16 protein-coding genes are annotated in these 16,990 nt (G+C 65.0%); 7 read left to right on the top strand and 9 right to left on the bottom strand.

Features of this window, described 5'->3' with window-relative positions; genetic code table 11:
• Positions 1 to 10 precede the first annotated feature (10 nt).
• Positions 11 to 598, top strand: coding sequence for a hypothetical protein (locus tag BMW72_RS03000; protein WP_206750706.1), 588 nt, complete (start codon positions 11 to 13; stop codon positions 596 to 598).
• Between the two features lie 16 nt (positions 599 to 614).
• Here the strand turns inward: BMW72_RS03000 and BMW72_RS02995 are convergent, their stop codons facing one another.
• The 3 genes from BMW72_RS02995 to BMW72_RS02985 form a co-directional block, all read right to left on the bottom strand.
• On the bottom strand, positions 615 to 1,979 hold the full coding sequence (locus BMW72_RS02995; RefSeq protein WP_166787739.1) for an enolase C-terminal domain-like protein: 1,365 nt from the start codon (positions 1,977 to 1,979) through the stop codon (positions 615 to 617).
• Positions 1,980 to 1,990: 11 nt separating this feature from the next.
• Positions 1,991 to 3,610, bottom strand: a complete 1,620-nt coding sequence (locus BMW72_RS02990) for an aldehyde dehydrogenase (NADP(+)) (RefSeq protein WP_092107131.1) — start codon at positions 3,608 to 3,610, stop codon at positions 1,991 to 1,993.
• A 109-nt stretch (positions 3,611 to 3,719) separates the two neighbouring features.
• Positions 3,720 to 4,631 carry a LysR family transcriptional regulator gene (locus BMW72_RS02985; protein WP_092107129.1) on the bottom strand — a complete coding sequence of 304 codons (912 nt, stop codon included), beginning with the start codon at positions 4,629 to 4,631 and terminating at the stop codon, positions 3,720 to 3,722.
• A 113-nt stretch (positions 4,632 to 4,744) separates the two neighbouring features.
• Here BMW72_RS02985 and BMW72_RS02980 point away from each other — a divergent pair, with 113 nt between their 5' ends.
• The 5 genes from BMW72_RS02980 (at position 4,745) to BMW72_RS02960 (ending at position 9,817) form a co-directional block, all read left to right on the top strand.
• Positions 4,745 to 5,674 carry a 5-dehydro-4-deoxyglucarate dehydratase gene (locus BMW72_RS02980; RefSeq protein WP_092107127.1) on the top strand — a complete coding sequence of 310 codons (930 nt, stop codon included), beginning with the start codon at positions 4,745 to 4,747 and terminating at the stop codon, positions 5,672 to 5,674.
• A 109-nt stretch (positions 5,675 to 5,783) separates the two neighbouring features.
• Positions 5,784 to 6,638: an IclR family transcriptional regulator gene (locus BMW72_RS02975; RefSeq protein WP_241983931.1), complete on the top strand. Its 855-nt coding sequence runs from the start codon at positions 5,784 to 5,786 to the stop codon at positions 6,636 to 6,638.
• Between the two features lie 55 nt (positions 6,639 to 6,693).
• Positions 6,694 to 7,986 (top strand): glucarate dehydratase family protein, encoded by a 1,293-nt coding sequence (locus BMW72_RS02970; protein WP_166787730.1) that lies wholly within the window; start codon positions 6,694 to 6,696, stop codon positions 7,984 to 7,986.
• Positions 7,983 to 8,984: a 2-hydroxyacid dehydrogenase gene (locus BMW72_RS02965; RefSeq protein WP_241983930.1), complete on the top strand. Its 1,002-nt coding sequence runs from the start codon at positions 7,983 to 7,985 to the stop codon at positions 8,982 to 8,984. The genes BMW72_RS02970 and BMW72_RS02965 overlap by 4 nt, the downstream gene beginning before the upstream one ends.
• A 140-nt stretch (positions 8,985 to 9,124) precedes the next feature.
• Complete coding sequence (locus BMW72_RS02960; protein WP_241983929.1) at positions 9,125 to 9,817, top strand: ribonuclease activity regulator RraA; 693 nt, start codon at positions 9,125 to 9,127, stop codon at positions 9,815 to 9,817.
• Here the strand turns inward: BMW72_RS02960 and BMW72_RS02955 are convergent.
• Positions 9,811 to 10,497 carry a GntR family transcriptional regulator gene (locus BMW72_RS02955; protein ID WP_167361058.1) on the bottom strand — a complete coding sequence of 229 codons (687 nt, stop codon included), beginning with the start codon at positions 10,495 to 10,497 and terminating at the stop codon, positions 9,811 to 9,813. The genes BMW72_RS02960 and BMW72_RS02955 overlap by 7 nt on opposite strands.
• 87 nt (positions 10,498 to 10,584) lie before the next feature.
• On the opposite strand from BMW72_RS02955, the gene BMW72_RS02950 reads away from it, so the two are divergent.
• Positions 10,585 to 12,159 carry an ABC transporter substrate-binding protein gene (locus BMW72_RS02950; RefSeq protein WP_198416335.1) on the top strand — a complete coding sequence of 525 codons (1,575 nt, stop codon included), beginning with the start codon at positions 10,585 to 10,587 and terminating at the stop codon, positions 12,157 to 12,159.
• Here BMW72_RS02950 and BMW72_RS02945 read toward each other — a convergent pair.
• The 5 genes from BMW72_RS02945 to BMW72_RS02925 are packed head-to-tail and all read right to left on the bottom strand — an operon-like array spanning position 12,140 to position 16,960.
• On the bottom strand, positions 12,140 to 12,856 hold the full coding sequence (locus tag BMW72_RS02945; protein WP_092107121.1) for a sulfite exporter TauE/SafE family protein: 717 nt from the start codon (positions 12,854 to 12,856) through the stop codon (positions 12,140 to 12,142). The two genes, BMW72_RS02950 and BMW72_RS02945, sit on opposite strands and share 20 nt — an antisense overlap.
• Positions 12,853 to 13,938, bottom strand: a complete 1,086-nt coding sequence (locus tag BMW72_RS02940) for an ABC transporter ATP-binding protein (protein ID WP_092107119.1) — start codon at positions 13,936 to 13,938, stop codon at positions 12,853 to 12,855. Before BMW72_RS02940 ends, BMW72_RS02945 begins: the two co-directional genes overlap by 4 nt.
• Positions 13,931 to 14,974 (bottom strand): ABC transporter ATP-binding protein, encoded by a 1,044-nt coding sequence (locus tag BMW72_RS02935; RefSeq protein ID WP_092107117.1) that lies wholly within the window; start codon positions 14,972 to 14,974, stop codon positions 13,931 to 13,933. The genes BMW72_RS02940 and BMW72_RS02935 overlap by 8 nt, the downstream gene beginning before the upstream one ends.
• Complete coding sequence (locus BMW72_RS02930; protein ID WP_092107115.1) at positions 14,974 to 15,984, bottom strand: ABC transporter permease; 1,011 nt, start codon at positions 15,982 to 15,984, stop codon at positions 14,974 to 14,976. The genes BMW72_RS02935 and BMW72_RS02930 overlap by 1 nt, the downstream gene beginning before the upstream one ends.
• Positions 15,965 to 16,960 carry an ABC transporter permease gene (locus tag BMW72_RS02925; protein ID WP_092107113.1) on the bottom strand — a complete coding sequence of 332 codons (996 nt, stop codon included), beginning with the start codon at positions 16,958 to 16,960 and terminating at the stop codon, positions 15,965 to 15,967. Before BMW72_RS02925 ends, BMW72_RS02930 begins: the two co-directional genes overlap by 20 nt.
• Positions 16,961 to 16,990 lie beyond the last annotated feature (30 nt).

The following is a 16,990-nucleotide window of genomic DNA, read 5'->3' as shown; positions in this document are numbered from 1 at the left end:
AGTTGTACTGATGGCCACCGTCAACCAGACTGGGCAGATGCGCGTACTGCTCAAAGAGATCCTCGACTGCACACCGGATGCCGCCTGGCACGCCATCCACAGCCCCGCCGTGTTCCGCGAGGTGAGCAGCCCGTTCATGGCGGTTGAATCACTCGAAGCCGACGGCTTTCCCACGCGCTGGGAGCCCGGGGAGCACCCCGCCGTGTTCTCCATGCTCGGCCTGGTGCCGATGGGCACGCAGATCATTCGGCTCGCCAACTCCACCCACCGGGCCGACGGGGTGCGCATCCTGCGCGATACCGGCCGCGGTGTGTCCGGCGCGCTGAGCGCGGTGACGCTGTGGGATCACCGCATGGCGATCGCGCCCGACCCGGCCGGCACCGGCAAAACGCTCTACCGCGACCAGCTCATCTTTCGCGGCCGCCCGGCCACGCTCGCGCTCTGGCCCACCTTCTGGGCGTTCTGGCAGTGGCGCATGCTTCGACTCAAACGCCTCGCCCCCACCTGGCAGCACGATGTCGGCATCGACGACCCGAACTTCGTGCCGCTGTCGCAGCGCGGAATCGGCGAGAGCCCCCAGAAATCAACCAGTCAGTAGCCGCCGCGCGAGGGAATCACCGGTCGAGAGCTGGCCGCTTGGGATCGAACGCCCACCCGTTGATGAGGTACTGCATCGCTAAAGAATCATCGCGACTGCCGAGCCCCCTGGCCAGATAGAGCTCATTCGCGGCCTGCAAACGCTCCTCATCAATGGTCACGCCGAGTCCTGGTGCGGTCGGCACCGCGATCTGGCCGTCACGTATCTGCGGCGGGTTCGAGGTGAGGTTCTGCCCGTCCTGCCAGATCCAGTGCGTGTCGATTGCGGTCGGCGTGCCGGGCGCGGCGGCGGCGACGTGCGTGAACATGGCCAGCGACACGTCGAAGTGGTTGTTCGAGTGCGACCCCCACTGCAATCCCCAGTCGTTGCACAGCTGGGCGACGCGCACCGAGCCGGCCATGGTCCAGAAGTGCGGGTCGGCGAGCGGAATATCTACCGCATTCGAGCGGATGGTGTGACCCAGTTCGCGCCAGTCCGTCGCGATCATATTGGTGGCCGTTGGCAGGCCGGTGGCGCGTTTGAACTCCGCCATGACCTCCCGACCGGAGAACACCCCCTCGGCACCGACGGGGTCCTCGGCGTAGGCGAGCACGTCCCGCAGGGACCGACCGACGGCCACTGCCTGCTCGAGCAGCCAACCGCCGTTCGGGTCGAGGGTGACGCGCGCCTCTGGGAACCGGTTCGCGAGCGCTCGGATGGCCGCCGCCTCCTCCCACGCCGGCAGCACCCCACCCTTGAGTTTGAAGTCACGAAACCCATACCGCTCGAACGCCGCCTCCGCGAGCCGAACGACTCCTTCCGGGTCGAGGGCCGCCTCATGGCGAACCTGCGACCAGGCATCCGTTCCGGGATCGGTCTCGACGTAGGGCAGGTCCGTGCGGTGCTTGTCACCGACAAAGAATAGGTACCCCAGAGTGTCGACGGCGTCACGTTGCTGGCCCTCGCCGAGCAGGGCGGCAACGGGCACGCCGAGGTGCTGCCCCAGAAGGTCGAGGTGGGCTGCCTCGAAGGCGGTGACCACGTGGATGGTGGTTCGTAGGTCGAAGGTCTGTGCCCCGCGGCCACCGGAATCGCGGTCGTTGAACTGCTGGCGCACCCGACGCAGGGTGTTCAGATAATCGCCGAGGCGCGACCCGACCACGAACTCCCTGGCGTCCTCGAGGGTACGGCGAATCGGCTCGCCACCGGGTACTTCCCCCACCCCGGTGTTGCCATTTGAGTCGGTCAGCAGCACGATGTTTCGCGTGAAAAAGGGACCGTGGGCTCCGCTCAAGTTGAGCAGCATGCTGTCGTGGCCGGCAACCGGCACCACCCGCATCGACTCGATGGTCGGACTCGTACTGGTCGAACTGGCGCTCAACAGTGTCGGGGTGGAAGTCATCGGGGCCCGTTCTACTCGCGCGCGAACTGGCCGTTGTGCTGGCGCACAATACCGAGCGGATTGTCATCTTGCAGGGCCTCCGACAACAGCGCTGCCGGTACGTTCTGGTAGCTCACCGGGCGCAGGAAGCGATCGATCGCCAAGGTGCCCACCGAGGTGCCCTGCGCGTTCGAGGTCGCCGGAAACGGTCCGCCGTGCACCATCGCCGAGACAACCTCGACGCCGGTCGGCCAGCCGTTGAAGAGCACCCGCCCCGCGCGCAATTCGGCAGCGTCCAGCAGCTCTGCGCAACCGGGCTCATCGGCATCCGTATGCAGGGTCACGGTCAGCTGGCCTTCCAGGCCGGCCAGAATTTGAACCATCTGGGCGGTGTCGCGCACGGTCACGACCAGACTGGCTGGGCCGAAGACCTCCTCCTGCAGCGCAGGGTCAGCCAGAAAGATTGCGGCGTCGGTGGCGAACAGCTGCGGTGCGGCCCCAACGACCAGTGCGCTGTCGGAGACACGATCGGTCAGGTTCCGCACGCCGGCATGTTCGCGGAACCGGGTGGCACCACGGTCGAAGGCATCCCTGATTCCCGCGGTCAGCATCGGTGTGGCCGAAAGTTTCTGCACGGCAGCCGTAGCGGCGGCCGTGAATGCCTGCCCGGCAGGACCCTCCGGAACGAAAACGAGCCCTGGACTGGTGCACAGCTGGCCCGTTCCGGTCACAACGGACGCGACCCACTGCTCGCCGAGGCCGGCCGCGTTGTGCGCGAGTGCTCCTGGCAGTACGAATACGGGGTTGATGCTGCTCATCTCCGCGTACACCGGGATGGGTTCCGGGCGGTTCGCGGCCGCCGTCACGAGGGCGAGCCCGCCGCCGCGCGACCCGGTGAAGCCGACGGCCTTGATCCGCGGGTGGGTCACGAGGGCCGTGCCGACCACGGCGCCACTGCCGTAGAGAAGGGAGAACACCCCTTCGGGCAGGTCATGGTGAACGACTGCCGCGCGGATGGCTCCTCCAATGAGTTCGGAGGTGCCGGGGTGGGCGCTGTGCGCTTTGACGATGACCGGGCATCCGGCGGCGAGCGCCGAGGCGGTGTCCCCGCCGGCGACCGAGAAAGCGAGCGGAAAGTTGCTCGCGCCGAAGACGGCAACCGGTCCGAGGGCGATCGATTGCAAGCGGATGTCGGGACGCGGCAGTGGGGTACGGTCAGGCTGCGCCGCGTCGATGCGGGCGCCGTGAAAGTTCCCCTCACGCAGCACGGCAGCGAATAGCCGCAGCTGGCCGACGGTTCGCCCGGTTTCGCCGAGTACGCGCGGCAGCGGGAGGCCGGTCTCGGCGATGACCCGGTCGGTGAGTGCCGATCCGAGGGCCGCAATATTGTCGGCAATGGTCTCGAGAAAAGCCGCTCTGGCCGCCGGCGAGGTCTTGCGGTAGCTGGCAAAAGCCGTCCACGCGAGTTCGGCGGCGTGGTCGACCTCGTCGATACCGACCAGTCCATAGCTCGGCGCCAGGGTCTCGCCGGTGACCGGGTTGACACCGGAGACCTCGCCGTGGGTTCCACGGACGGCGGCGCCGCCGATCAGGCAAGATCCGGTGAGGTCGGTGGTCACGGTAGTCACGGTGGTTCCGGTCGGCACGGTCATGAAAGCACTCCTTTGGGCGGCGGGTCACGCTGTCTGCCACCCAGCTTAGGAATGAATCAATGCCGCTTCAACATGAAATCTGCATGCACTGATGCGCGCACAGCATCGATCACTCTTCGGTAGTTTCCGGTCTTGACAGCATTTCGACGGCCTTCGCCACGACCGGGTTGGCGCTTTCCTCGCTCCACGCCACGTCGAGATGAACGATATTGAGCCGGTCGGTGGGCGAAGTCGAGTCCAGGTCACGAAAGACCACGCCCTCCGGCGCAAAGCGTTGGGCGGATTCCGGCACGAGAGTCAGACCGAGCCCCGCCTGCACGAGCGCCAGCAGTGCAGGCACCTGGCTCGCGTACTGGATGACGACCGGCTGGCTGCCACTCGCGGCGAAGAGCCGCAGCAGCAGGTCGTGAAAGTACCTGGCCTCGGTGGGCGAATACATCAGCAGGCGTTCATGATCGAATTCGAGGAGGGAAATCGGGCCGGTTGGTACGGCGAGGTGACTGTGTGCGGGAATGGCCGCGACCATCCGCTCTGACATGATTTGGCGGGTCAGGATGCCCGGCCTCGCCACCAGGGGACGTAAGAGCCCGAGGTCAACGGTGCCCTTGACGAGCTGGTCCATCTGGTCGGTGGTCACGAGTTCGCGCAGCACGAGGGTCACGTCGGGCATGTCCTCTGCGGCTCGCCGAATGAACAGTGGCAGGGCGCTCTGCGCCGCCATCGCCGTGTAGGCCACGGTCAGGGTGCCGGCCGCGCCCGAAGCGACCCGGCGCACGTCGACGGCCATTTTGGCGGCCAGATCGAGTACCCGGCGCGCGCTCGGCAGCAGCGACTGGCCCGCGGCCGTCATCTCCACCCGGCGGCTGGTGCGATTGAACAACAGGGCGCCCAGCTCACGCTCGAGCAGCTGAATCTGGCGACTCAACGGAGGCTGGGTGATCCGCAGCCGTTCGGCGGCGGCCCCGAAATGCAACTCCTCGGCCACGGCGACAAAACACTCCAGCTGCACCAACGAAAACATCGATCTACTCCTTGTATCAGTCTGTGCATATTTTAGCTTGGACTTGAATCGATTTCTCTTTTATCGTTTCGACATAGCCGCTGCAGCGTGCAGCCGACCAAAGGAGCTTCGCCGTGCTCGACGGAATATTGTTCTTCCCGATTACGCCATTCCATGCGGATGACACCGTCAATCACGAGGCGCTCACCGCTCACCTCGAACACGGGATCAGCTACGGTCCTGGCGGAATCTTTGTGGCCTGCGGCACCGGAGAATTTCATACTCTCGCCGTCGATGAGTTCGCCGAGATCGTCGCCACCGCGGTCACCGTCGCCGCTGGCCGGGTTCCCGTCTTCGCTGGGGTCGGCGGCCCGATCGCGTCGGCCAAGCTCATGGCCCGCCAGGCAGCGGATGCCGGCGCTGACGGCCTGCTGCTGCTGCCGCCCTACCTCGTGGGCAGCCCGGCCGAGGGACTGCTCGACTATGTGCGGGCCGTCGCTGACGCCACCGACCTGCCGATCATCGTCTACCACCGCGGTAACGCCCAGTTCACCGTGGCGAGTGCCGTCGAGGTCTCGACCTTTCCCACCGTCATCGGGTTCAAGGATGGCGTCGGCGACCTCGACCTCATGTCCCGCATCGTGCGGGCGGTCGAGGATTCAACCACCGCCGCCGGGAAGGATTTTCAGTTCTTCAACGGCCTGCCGACCGCCGAGTCTTCCCAGGCCGCGTATCGGGCCATCGGCGTTGGACTGTACTCCTCGGCGACCTTCGCCTTTGCCCCCGAACTCTCCGTCGCCTTCTATGACTCGCTGATCTCGGGCGACACCGAGTTGACGAATGCCCTCAACCGCGAATTCTTCCACCCTCTCGTTGCCCTGCGTGATCAAGCACCCGGCTACGCCGTGGCCCTGGTCAAGGCTGGCGCTCAACTGGGAGGCATCGAAACGGGCAGCGTGCGGCCGCCACTGCGCAATGCCTCATCCGAACACGTGGCCGAGCTCGTCACCATTATCGCCGCCGGGCGTCGGGTGCTCGCCGAACGCGCGGTGCCGGTCGGCTAGCTGTCACGGATGAAGTCGTTGTCCATATACGTGGACGGCATCCTCGGCGCTCGACTAGGCTCACCAGCAGCTTGGCGCCCAAGGAAGGGTGTCTGACGAAGGAGTTGACTTGCCGATTTCAGCCGTTCCGCCGGTGACCGTGCCGACTGTCGCAACGCCAGACTCCGCCGCGGATTTCGCGGCGGAGTCTGGGATGCGCGAGGTGAAGTCGGCGGCGCGTACGGTCGAACTGCTCGAACGGCTGGCCGCCCGCCAGAACCAGCCCACCAGCATCCGTGAGCTCAGCGAGGCAATGAATGTGCCTCGCAGCAGCCTGCACGCCTTGCTGCGAACGCTCGCCAGGCACGGTTGGGTGCGCAGCGACAGCTCCGGGTCCATGTACATGATCGGCATTCGGGCCCTACTGGCCGGCACCAGCTACCTCGACGCCGACCCGTATCTTCCCATCGTGCAGACGTTTCTGCACGAGCTCCACGAACAGTTCGATGAGACATTCCACTTTGGCAGACTCGACGGATTCGACATCGTCTACCTGGCCACCCGCGAGTCGAGCCGGTATTCGCGCCAGCTCAGCCGGGTCGGACGGCGCCTGCCCGCCTTCGCCACCTCTCTGGGCAAAGCCGTCCTGGCCGAGCGCAGTGGCGCAGACCTTGACGCTCATATTTCAGCGGATGCCCACGCGCTGACGCCGCAGACCCTCACCGTGCGCGCTGACCTTGATGCCGACCTGGAGCAGACGCGGTCGCGCGGCTACGCCATCGATAATGAGGAAAACACCCTCGGGCTGAAGTGTTTCGCCGTCGCCCTTCCGTATGCCGATCCGACCTCGGATGCGATCAGCGTCTCCCTTCCCCTCGCGAGGCTCACCCCGCAGCTGGAGGGACAAATCGTGGTCGCGTTGCGCCTGTCTGCTCAAAAGATCTGCAATATCGTACGTCCGATTAAGGACGCCGCGTGGCTGTGAGCGCCAGCCAGCCACGCCATTCATCGTCCCCGTTTCGCTAGAAGGAGTACCAGCCGTGACCAGCCCCATCGTTGCATCCGAACGCCATCGCGTGACCAAAATCACGATCACCCCGATCGCCTTTCGCGACCTTCCCCTGCTGAACACGGTTGGCGTGCACGAAACCTTCGCCCTGCGCGCGATCGTGGAGATCGAAACAGATTCTGGTTTCACCGGGCTCGGTGAAACCTACGGCGACGCCCCGCATATTGCCCGCCTCCGGATGGTGGCTCGCGATCTCGTCGGCGTCGACATCTTCAACGTCAGCGAGATGCGCCGACGCATCATCCTCGCCCTGCGCGCCGACACGACCGTCGGCGGCCACGGCATGAGCGGCATGGTCACCGGCTCGAGCACGCCAGACCGGGTGCTGTCACCCTTCGACGTCGCCGCCCTGGATATTCAGGGCAAGGTCGTCGGCCGCCCGGTGAGCGACCTGCTCGGCGGGGCCGTGCGCAGCGAAATCGCGTTCAGCGGATACTTGTTTTACAAGTGGGCCGGCCACCCTGGCCAGGACGAGGATTCGTGGGACGCAGCGCTCGACACCGCCGGCATCGTGGCGCAGGCCCAGCGCATGGTCGCGGACTTCGGCTTTACCGCCCTCAAGCTGAAGGGTGGAGTGTTCACCCCCGAAGAGGAGATCGACGCGGTGCTCGGGCTGCGCAAGGCCTTCCCCAACCATCCCCTGCGCCTCGACCCGAACGGCGCCTGGACGGTTGACACCTCCATCAACGTCGGGCAGGTCCTCGATGGGGTCCTGGAATATCTCGAAGACCCCACCCCCGGCATCACCGGCATGGCCGCGGTTCGCCGCGAGGTGCCGATGCCCCTCGCCACCAACATGTGCGTGGTGAGCTTCGACGATGTCGCCCCCGCCGTGCGCGAGGGTGCCGTCGACGTCATCCTCTCCGATCACCATTTCTGGGGTGGGCTGCGGCGTTCCCAGGCGCTCGCCGGCATCACCGAAACCTTCGGTCTCGGACTGTCGATGCACTCCAATTCACACCTCGGCATCAGCCTCGCGGCGATGGTGCACCTCGCCGCAGCCACACCCAACCTCGACTACGCCTGCGACACGCACTGGCCGTGGAAGGACACCGACCAGGACGTCATCGTTCCGGGCGTGCTGTCGTTTCACCAGGGCGCTGTCGCTGTCCCGACGACGCCGGGTCTCGGCGTCGAGCTTGACCGCGACGCACTCGCCCGCCTGCACGAGCAATACCTGAAATGCGGTCTACTCAACCGAGACGACACCGGCTATATGCAGAGTCTGCAACCGGAATACGAGCTGCTGAGCCCGCGCTGGTGATCGACTCCCCCACCCTCGCCCCGCTTCGGGTGCTCCTGACCGACAACATCATGAGCCGCTTTGCTACCGAACTGAACCAGACCGACAGCGGCACCGAGTGGACCATCGCGAATACCTGGAGCGAGCAGCAGATTCTGGCAGCGCTCCCCGACACGGACGTGCTGGTGTGCTCCTCGATGTCGTCGCAGATGGCGGTCAGGGCTCCTGGTCTGCGACTCGTCCACGTCACCGGAGCCGGTTACGACAAGATCCCGCTCGCCGACCTGGCACCCGGCACCCGCGTTTCCAACACGTTCCACCACGGTGAGGCGATTGCCGAGCACGTCATCATGACCGCACTCATGCTCTCCCGACGGGTCATCCCGGTCGACCGTGACATGCGCGCCGGCAGGTGGCGCACCGTGGCCAACGACCTGACGGTGCCATTCCATGGCACGCTGCGCGGCCGCACCCTCGGCTTGCTCGGATTCGGCGGTATCGGGCAGGAGGTTGCCCGTCTGGCCTCCGCTCTCGGCATGCGGGTGCGGGCCGTTCGGTACAATCCGGCCGGCGCGGTGCCAGGCGATCTCACGCTCGACTGGGTCGGCGGCCTCGATGATCTGCCCGAGTTACTCGGCAGCTCCGACGTCGTTGTCGTGACGGTACCCCTGAGCGAGGCCACTCGCGGGGTCATCGACGCACGTGCCCTGCGCCAGATGCGACCCACCGGCATCCTGATCAACGTGGCCCGCGGGCCGCTGATCGACGAGGACGCCCTCGTGGATGCCCTCACCGAGAAGCGTATCGCGGGTGCCGCGCTCGACGTCTGGTGGGGCGCGCCGAGTGGCGATGGTGCGGCACCGGCCGCCGTCGCCCGCTTCGCCGACTTCGACACGGTCGTGCTCACCCCGCACTACTCCGGGCACGCGCTGCGCACCTTTCAACTGCGCGCAGCCGATATCGCGGCGAACGTCGACAACCTCGCGCACGGTCGGCCACTCGCCCGCGTCGTGCACTAGTGCCAGGGAAGCTGGTCATCTTTGTGGTATCTTGGTATACCAGAAGCGGAACAATGATGTTCTGCCCTTCGTGAGAGGTCATAACGGTGCCAGCATTGTCAGCGCAACTAAACCACACTGAGTTTCAGGAACTGCCACCGGTGAGCCCGGACGCGATGCGGGCGTTGGGGGTCGTCAGCACGGCGACCATCACGACGCAGCTTTTGGCGCGGGGGCTTCGCAACACCTATCTCGAAGGCCTGGTGGCTTCGAACCCCTCGCGGCAGAGACTGCTCGGGGAAGCATTCACGATGCGCAGCATTCCCTCGAGGGAGGACATTGACGTACCCGCCATCTTTCAGGACTACGACCACCCCCAGCGTCGTGGCGTCGAGTCGGTAGAGCAAGGCCAAGTGCTCGTGATCGACGCGCGCGGCAAGAAGAGAGCGGCCTCCCTTGGCCACATCCTTGCAACTCGCTTGAGGGTACGTGGTGCTGCGGGCATCGTGACGGACGGGGCTTTTCGTGACATGGGCGGCTTCGAACACCTTGACCTACCGACGTTCTCGGCCGGCGCATCGCCGACGACCAATCTTGCCCAGCATCATGTTGTGGATTTTCAAGTCCCCATCGCCTGCGCTGAAGTCGCGATCTATCCAGGAGACATCATGGTTGGCGACCGCGATGGAGTCGTCTGCATTCCGCGAAACCTCGTCGAATCCGTGGCTCGAGACGCCTTGTTGCAGGAGAACTTGGAAGAGTTCATCCTCTTGAAAGTAGAGGAAGGGAACCCTCTGCGCGGGACCTATCCACCTAATGGAGAACTCCTTGAAGCCTATAGAAACGCTCAGTGACCAACTTCACTCCGCGAGACTCTAACGATGGAAGCGGCTATGTGTTCCCTCATGAGCTGGGCTGCCGTGATCGCGTCGCCACTACGAGCCGCATCGTAGATGGCTTCGTGCTCGCCAGCTTCGATCTCACGCCTTGGCCATCGTTCCCACAGCACTCCCGCCACTGCGAGTGCCGTTAGGTCTTGCAAGCCATCGAGCGAATTGACTATGAATTCGTTCTCGCTGCTCGCGTACATACCGCGGTGGAACCTGCGATTTGCCATGGCCTCTGCGGCCTTGTCATTCGAATCAGCGTGCGCACGGGCATCCACCAAGGCTCGTCCAGCGACAGAAAATCTACTATCAAACCGAGCGGCGTCGACGATGGCCCAGGGCTCGAGCAGCACGCGCTCTTCGTAGATATGACGAATATCCGTGAAGCTCAAACTCCGAACGGTAATTCGCCGCGCTTCAACAGCCAACAACCCGGATCGCTCCAGCACAATGAACGCTTCGCGAACCGGTGTCTTCGATACGCCCAGTTGCTCGGCGATCTTCCTTTCAACCAAGATCTGACCCGGCTTCAGGCGGCCAGACACGATTGCCGATTTCAACGAATCGATCACGAGGTCGGCGCGAGTGGGGCCGTCGATGGGCGGAGGAAGTGGGGCGGGAAATACGGCGTCGAACACATGACTCATGATCGTCAGCATAAACGAACCGCGTGCCGGACCTTCCCCAGCTGAGGCCGCACGAAATTGATTTCAACTGAGCACTGGAGGAACCCAATGATGTCTACTTCACCGTCAGGAAAGCGCGGCAGGACGCGCTGGCCGATTGCCGTGGCTGCCGGAACTGCCCTGCTACTCAGCGGGTGCGGCGTGGCCGACTCTGAATCGCCTGGCAGCTCAGCTGATACCGTGCGCATCGTCTTACCCATCGAACCCACAACGCTCGAAGCGTGTGATTCGACGTTGTCGTCTACCGGCGTCGTCATTCGGTCGAATGTCACCGAACCACTCATCGAACGCAACCCGACGACCGGCGAACTGGACCCGCTTCTGGCGACCAGCTGGGAAGCGACCGGCGAGACCGACTGGACCTTCACACTGCGCGACGATGTGAAGTTTCACGACGGTACGTCGTTCACCGCCGAGGCCGCTGCATTCGCGATCGATCGGGCGGTCAACTTGGACCTGGGCTGCGACGTCGAAGGACAAATGTTCGGCGACCCGAATCTCACGCTCACTGTCGTCGATGTCACCACCTTGGTGGTGACAACCGAGAGTCCAGACCCAGTGCTGCCACTCCGGCTGTCCTTCATCGAGATTGGCGCACCGACCGACGCGGGGGCAAAAGTTCGTGAACCTGTCGGCACCGGTCCCTATTCGATCAAGGAATGGAAGACGGGGATCAACATCGTCCTCGCGCTCAACAATGACTACTGGGGAGAAACGCCCGCGTATAAGTCGGCCGAGTACCAGTGGCGTTCAGAGGGGACGGTACGAGCTGCCATGGTTTCCGGCGGTGAAGCCGACTTGGCGCTGAGTCTGAGTGCTGATGATGGCGCGGGCGATTTGGGCCTCAGCTACCCCAACAACGAGACGGTAGCGCTGCGTTTCAGTGGAGACATCGCGCCCCTGAACGACATTCGGGTTCGCCAGGCCATAAACTTCGCCATCGACCGCGACGGAATCACCGGATCACTCTACGAGGGCGCCAGCGAACCAGCCGACCAGTTGGTCCCACCGGGAGTAGTCGGGTACAACCCGTCCATCAAACCCTGGGAATACGACTTGGATCGGGCAAAGCAGTTGATAGCTGCCGCTCGTGCCGATGGGGTTCCGGTGGATGACAAGATCACCATCGTGGCGCGGTCAGACCAATTTCCTAAGATTGCCCAGATGACTGAGGTACTTCAGGAACAGCTTGGCCAGGCCGGCCTGAACATAGAGGTAAAGGTCGCAGAGACCTCTGTTGGTCTCCAGTATCAGGTGCGGCCATTCATTCTGAATGAGGGCGCAATTGCCATGCTGATCCAACATGGCAATCAGGCCGGGGACGCCTCTTTCAGCGTCGAATCATATATGACGACGGGCGCAGCGATGAGCATGTTTGGAACATCGACATTCGACACCCTGCTGGCGGACGCGGCGGCAACGACGGGCGAGGCTCGCCAGGCCGCCTTTGCCGATGCACTCGCCTACGAGAAGGAAGAACTGGTCCAGTTCGCCTATATCGCCCGGATGAGCGGCGTGATCGGCAAATCTCCGAGTGTGGATTTTGAACCGAATTCCCTGTCGGGCGATGAACTCCGCCTGGCGGAAATCACTCGCGCGGGCGCTACAGGATCTGCGCCGTGATCAACAGCACCGCACCCAGAGCGGATGCCGTGAGGGCCGTGAGACGTAGGCTGCGGTGATCGAGGAACCGGTTGACATACCGCGACAGGAGGTAGCCGGCGATCACGGCGGGGAGCATCCACGCTGCGAGTTGCAGGGTTTCGCGGCCGATCGTGCCGAGCACAGCGAGCGCGAGCAGCGAGATCGACGAGCCCACCAAGAAGAACGCGCTCATGGTGCCGCGCAGCTGGGGTCCGCGCGAACGCTGCCAGATCAGGGCCATCGGGGCACCACCGATCGACGTGGCGGTGCCCATCACGCCGGAGGCGGCACCGGCAGTGATGAGGGAGACCCGCCCTGGCATCGGAGCCCAGCCGGACATGGCCATCAGCACACCGCCGAGAACGACGACCGCCACCGCCCAGGCCAGGCCGCTCGCCGGAAGCACAACCACCAGCCAGGCTCCAAGGACGCTCCCGGGGATACGTCCGACCAGAGCCCAGCCGGCGCCCTGGAGATCCAGGTGGGACCGCTCCCGCAGGGCCACCATCGCCGTCACGACAACGGCGAGCAGGATGATCGTGCCCGGCAGCAGGGTCGGGTCGATGAGCCCGATGACAGGGGCTGCGAGCATGCCCATGCCGAAACCGATCGATGCTTGCAGAGCGGATGCCGCCACGATCACGACCGCGATGATCGCGATCTCCACTCCGCTCACTGACGCGGTGCGAGCAGGTTCACCGCGTTCCTGGGTCTGACCGGCCCGCCGGCCGCTGGCATTCCGTCGGCAGCGATCGGAAAATGGCATTCGGCCACGTGCCGGGGATCGTCGGGCGCGCTCGCTGCCGGCGGTGCCAGCGTCGCGCAGATCTCCTCGGCCTTCCAGCAGCGGGTGCGAAACCGGCAGCCAGAGGGCGGGTCGAGCGGTGAGGGCATTTCTCCCTCGAGCACAATGCGGTTGCGTGGCGCGGTGCCGGTCACGTCCAGCTGCGGTGATGCCGACATCAGGGCTGCCGTGTATGGGTGCCGTGGCCGCTCAAACACCTGCTCAGTGGTACCGGTCTCGACGATGCGGCCGAGGTACATGACGGCGACCCGGTCGGCGACGTGGCGCACCACCGACAGGTCGTGCGAGATGAAGATATAGGCCACGCCGAGCCGCTTCTGCAGATCGTTGAGCAGGTTGAGCACCTGCGCCTGCACCGACAGGTCGAGGGCGGAGACGGGTTCGTCGAGCACGATGACGTCGGGATTAAGGGCCAGGGCTCTGGCAATGCCAATGCGCTGGCGTTGGCCGCCCGAGAATTCCTGAGGGGACTTGCCGGCGTCGCTCGGGCGCAGTCCGACAATTTCCATCAGCTCCTGCAGGCGAGCTGCGCGGGCCTTCTTGGTCGGGTACAGGTCGGTGTGGGTCGCCCACGGCTCAGAGATGATCTCGCCAGCCGTCATGCGGGCATTGAGGGAGGCGAACGGGTCCTGGAAAACCATCTGCACCCGCCGCCGCCAGGCCAGTAGCTGCTTGCCCTTGAGGCCGAATGGGTCTGAGCCTTCGAACCGGATGGTGCCCTCATCCGGCTGTTCCAGCATGAGCAGCGTGCGGGCGAGGGTGGACTTGCCGCACCCGGATTCACCCACGAGACCGAGCGTCTCGCCGCGACCAACATGCAAGTCGATCTTGTCGAGCGCGCACAGCACGTTGTTGCCCCGACCAGGTACGTGAAAGTTCTTGGTCAGACCGCGCACCTCGAGCAACGGAACGGTGGTTTCACCCGTGAGAGAGTGTGCAGCGATATCAGACATTGTCCAGCTCCTTGGTGTCAGACGAAGCCGAGAAGTGACAGGCGACGGTGCGGTTAGTGCCCTCCGGCTCGAGCGCCGGGCGAATGGCGCGGCAAACGTCTTGCACGAGGGGACAGCGGGATTGGTAGACGCATCCTTCGGGGATGCGATGGAGTTCGGGCGGAGACCCGGCGATGGACTTGAGGTCGGCGCCCCTGCCAACGTCGGCTGGCACCGAGTCCAGCAGGCCGCGGGTATACGGGTGCTTCGGCGAACCGAAGACCTCGCGCACTGGGCCGGTCTCCACGACGTTGCCGGCATACATCACGGCCACGGTGTCCGCCTCTTCGGCCACGAGGGCGAGGTCGTGGGTGATCAGCACGACGGCCATGTGGCTTTCGGTGCGCAGGTCCCGCAGCAGCTTCATGATCTGGGCCTGCACGGTCACGTCGAGTGCGGTGGTGGGCTCGTCGGCGATCAGCAGCCGCGGGCCCAGCGCTACGGCCATGGCGATCAGGATGCGCTGACGCATGCCGCCGGAGAACTGGTGCGGAAATGAATCCACCCGGGATTCCGGCTGCGGGATGCCGACATGGCGCATCAGCTCGATGGCCTTGACCTTCGCGGCCTTTTTCGAGAGCCCCTGGTGGATGCGGAAGGCCTCGCCGAGCTGGGTACCCACGGTGTACACCGGGTTGAGGGCGGTGAGGGCGTCCTGAAAGACGATGCCGAGTTCTGGCCCCGCGTATTTCAGGCGTTGCTTCGGGGTCAGGGCGGCGAGGTCGGTGCCGTTGAGCACGACCGTTCCGCCGGTGACGTCGGCGACCGGGTCGAGCAGCCCGGCGACGGCCTTGGCCGTCATCGACTTGCCGCAGCCGGATTCGCCGAGCAGGGCCAGGGTGCGGCCGGCGCGGGCCTCGAAGCTGACATTATTGACCGCCCTCAGCACGCCCTTGGGGGTACGGATGTCCACGTCGAGCCCGGTCACGGTCAGCACAACCTCGCCCTCGGTGAGCTGGTCGCGTGGCGCCGTAGCGGTTTGGGTGTGGCTGGTCATCACTGGACCTCCTTCGCGGGAATGCGCACGATCATCCGTTTGCGGGGCAGTGTGAGCCGCCAGCGCTGGGCCGGGTCGGTCGCGATGCGCAGCCAGGCGGCGAGCACGTTGGCGGCCACCGTGGTGAGCACGATGGCGAGTCCGGGGAAGAAGGACAGCCACCACGCGGTCTGCAGGTACTGGCGGCCCTGGGCGACCATGAGGCCCCAGCTCACGTCCGGCGGCTGGATGCCGATGCCGAGAAAGCTCAGCGAGCTCTCGGCGAGCATCACGTAGCAGAACTCGAGCGTCGCGAGGGTGAGCAGGGTGGGCAGCACCACGGGAATGACATGGCGACGGATGATCGCGTTCGGTTTGGTGCCGAAGGTACGGGCCGCGTCGACAAAGGTTCGGCTCTGCAGCTCGGCCGATTCGGCGCGGGCGGTGCGCAGGTAGATCGGGATGCGGGTGACCGCGAGGATCAACACGATGTTGGCGGCGCTTGGGGAGAAGACGTAGAGGATGACAACGGCGAGCAACAGCGACGGAAAGCTCATGATGACGTCGGCGATGCGCATCGAGATGGTCTCCCGGATGCCGCGGTGATAGCCGGCCCAGACCCCCCACAGCGAGCCGATGATGAGGGAGATTCCCACGGCGGGTAGCGCCACCGAGAGGGTGGTCTGGGTGGCCACGACCAGCCGGGCAACCATGCTGCGGCCGAGCGAATCACTGCCAAGGATGAAGGCCCAGCCCTCGCCGAGGCTGAACGGCGGGCGGTTGGTTGCGCTCAGGTCCTGGCGGGTGGCGAGGTCGCCCATCAGCGTCGGCCCGAACAGGGCGGTCAGCCCGACGAAGACGAGTACGAGCGCTGCAACGGTCGCGAAGCGGTCCTTGACCAGCAGGTGAAAGAGGCTGATCCTTTTGTCGGCCTGGTCTGGCCGAGGCAGCGCGATCGCCTCGGTACCGGGCGGGGCAATGGCACGGCCACCCGTCGGCAACTGGTTGACGTTACGGGGTGGTTTGGACATGGACTTTCCGTTCCTTCGGCTCGGCGACGCTGGCGGCTTTGGACGATTTCGGGCGTTTGCCGTTGGGACGTACTCGAGCATCAAGCCCGGCGTAGCCGAGGTCGATCAAAATGTTCAGGATGAAGATGGAGATCGCGGTGAGCAGAACGGCCGCCTGCAGCACGGCGAAGTCACGCTGCAGGATGGAATCGATCATGAGCTTTCCGATACCAGGCCAGCCGAAGATCGACTCGACCACGACCGCGCCGTTGACCAGGCCAACGGCCAGGTCACCGGCCACGGTCAGTGCCGGAGCTGCCGCATTGCGCAGGGCGTGCCGGGTGACGACGCGAAATTCGCTCGCGCCCTTGCTGCGGGCGAGCTTGATGTACGGCTCGGAGAGTGACGACACCATGGCGCCGCGCACGATTTGCACGAGCACGCCGAACGGCCGCAGCAGCAGAGTGAGTATCGGCAGCACCCAGGCGGTGAGCCCGCCGACACCCGAGGTGGGCAGCCAGCCGAGCGAGATGGCGAACACCCAGATGCCCATGATGGCGAGCCAGAAGTCGGGAACACTCGCGGCGGCCATCGAGATGAAGCTCGAGATGCGGTCAGCGATGCCGTTGGGCTTGAGCGCGGCCCAGCTGCCGACGATGACCGCGAGCACCACGGCCAGAAGCATCGTCGTGCCGGCCAGTTGGAGGGTGGCAGGGAAGGCCCGCAGCGCCATGGCGGCTGCGGACTCTCCCGTGCGAAGAGACTCACCGAAATCCAACCGCAGCACCCCGCCGAAGTAGTCGGCCATCTGCACCCAGATCGGGTTGTCGAGGCCGTTCTTCTCCGTGAAGTCAGCCCGCATCTGCTCCGTGGCGTTCAGGGGCAGGTACAGGCTCGCCGGGTTACCGGTCAGCCGCGCCAGGGCGAACACCCCGAGCACCACCACGAGCAGGGGGAGTGCACTGGAGACGATTCGCCGTCTGAGGAATGTCAGCATGAGTGTCTTCTACCTTGAGCTAGCTGTTAG

Source organism: Cryobacterium luteum, assembly GCF_900110125.1.
In the GTDB taxonomy this organism is placed as follows: Bacteria; Actinomycetota; Actinomycetes; order Actinomycetales; family Microbacteriaceae; genus Cryobacterium; species Cryobacterium luteum.
The sequence above is the reverse complement of the archived record's forward strand: the minus strand, read 5'-3'. Positions and strand labels throughout refer to the sequence as shown.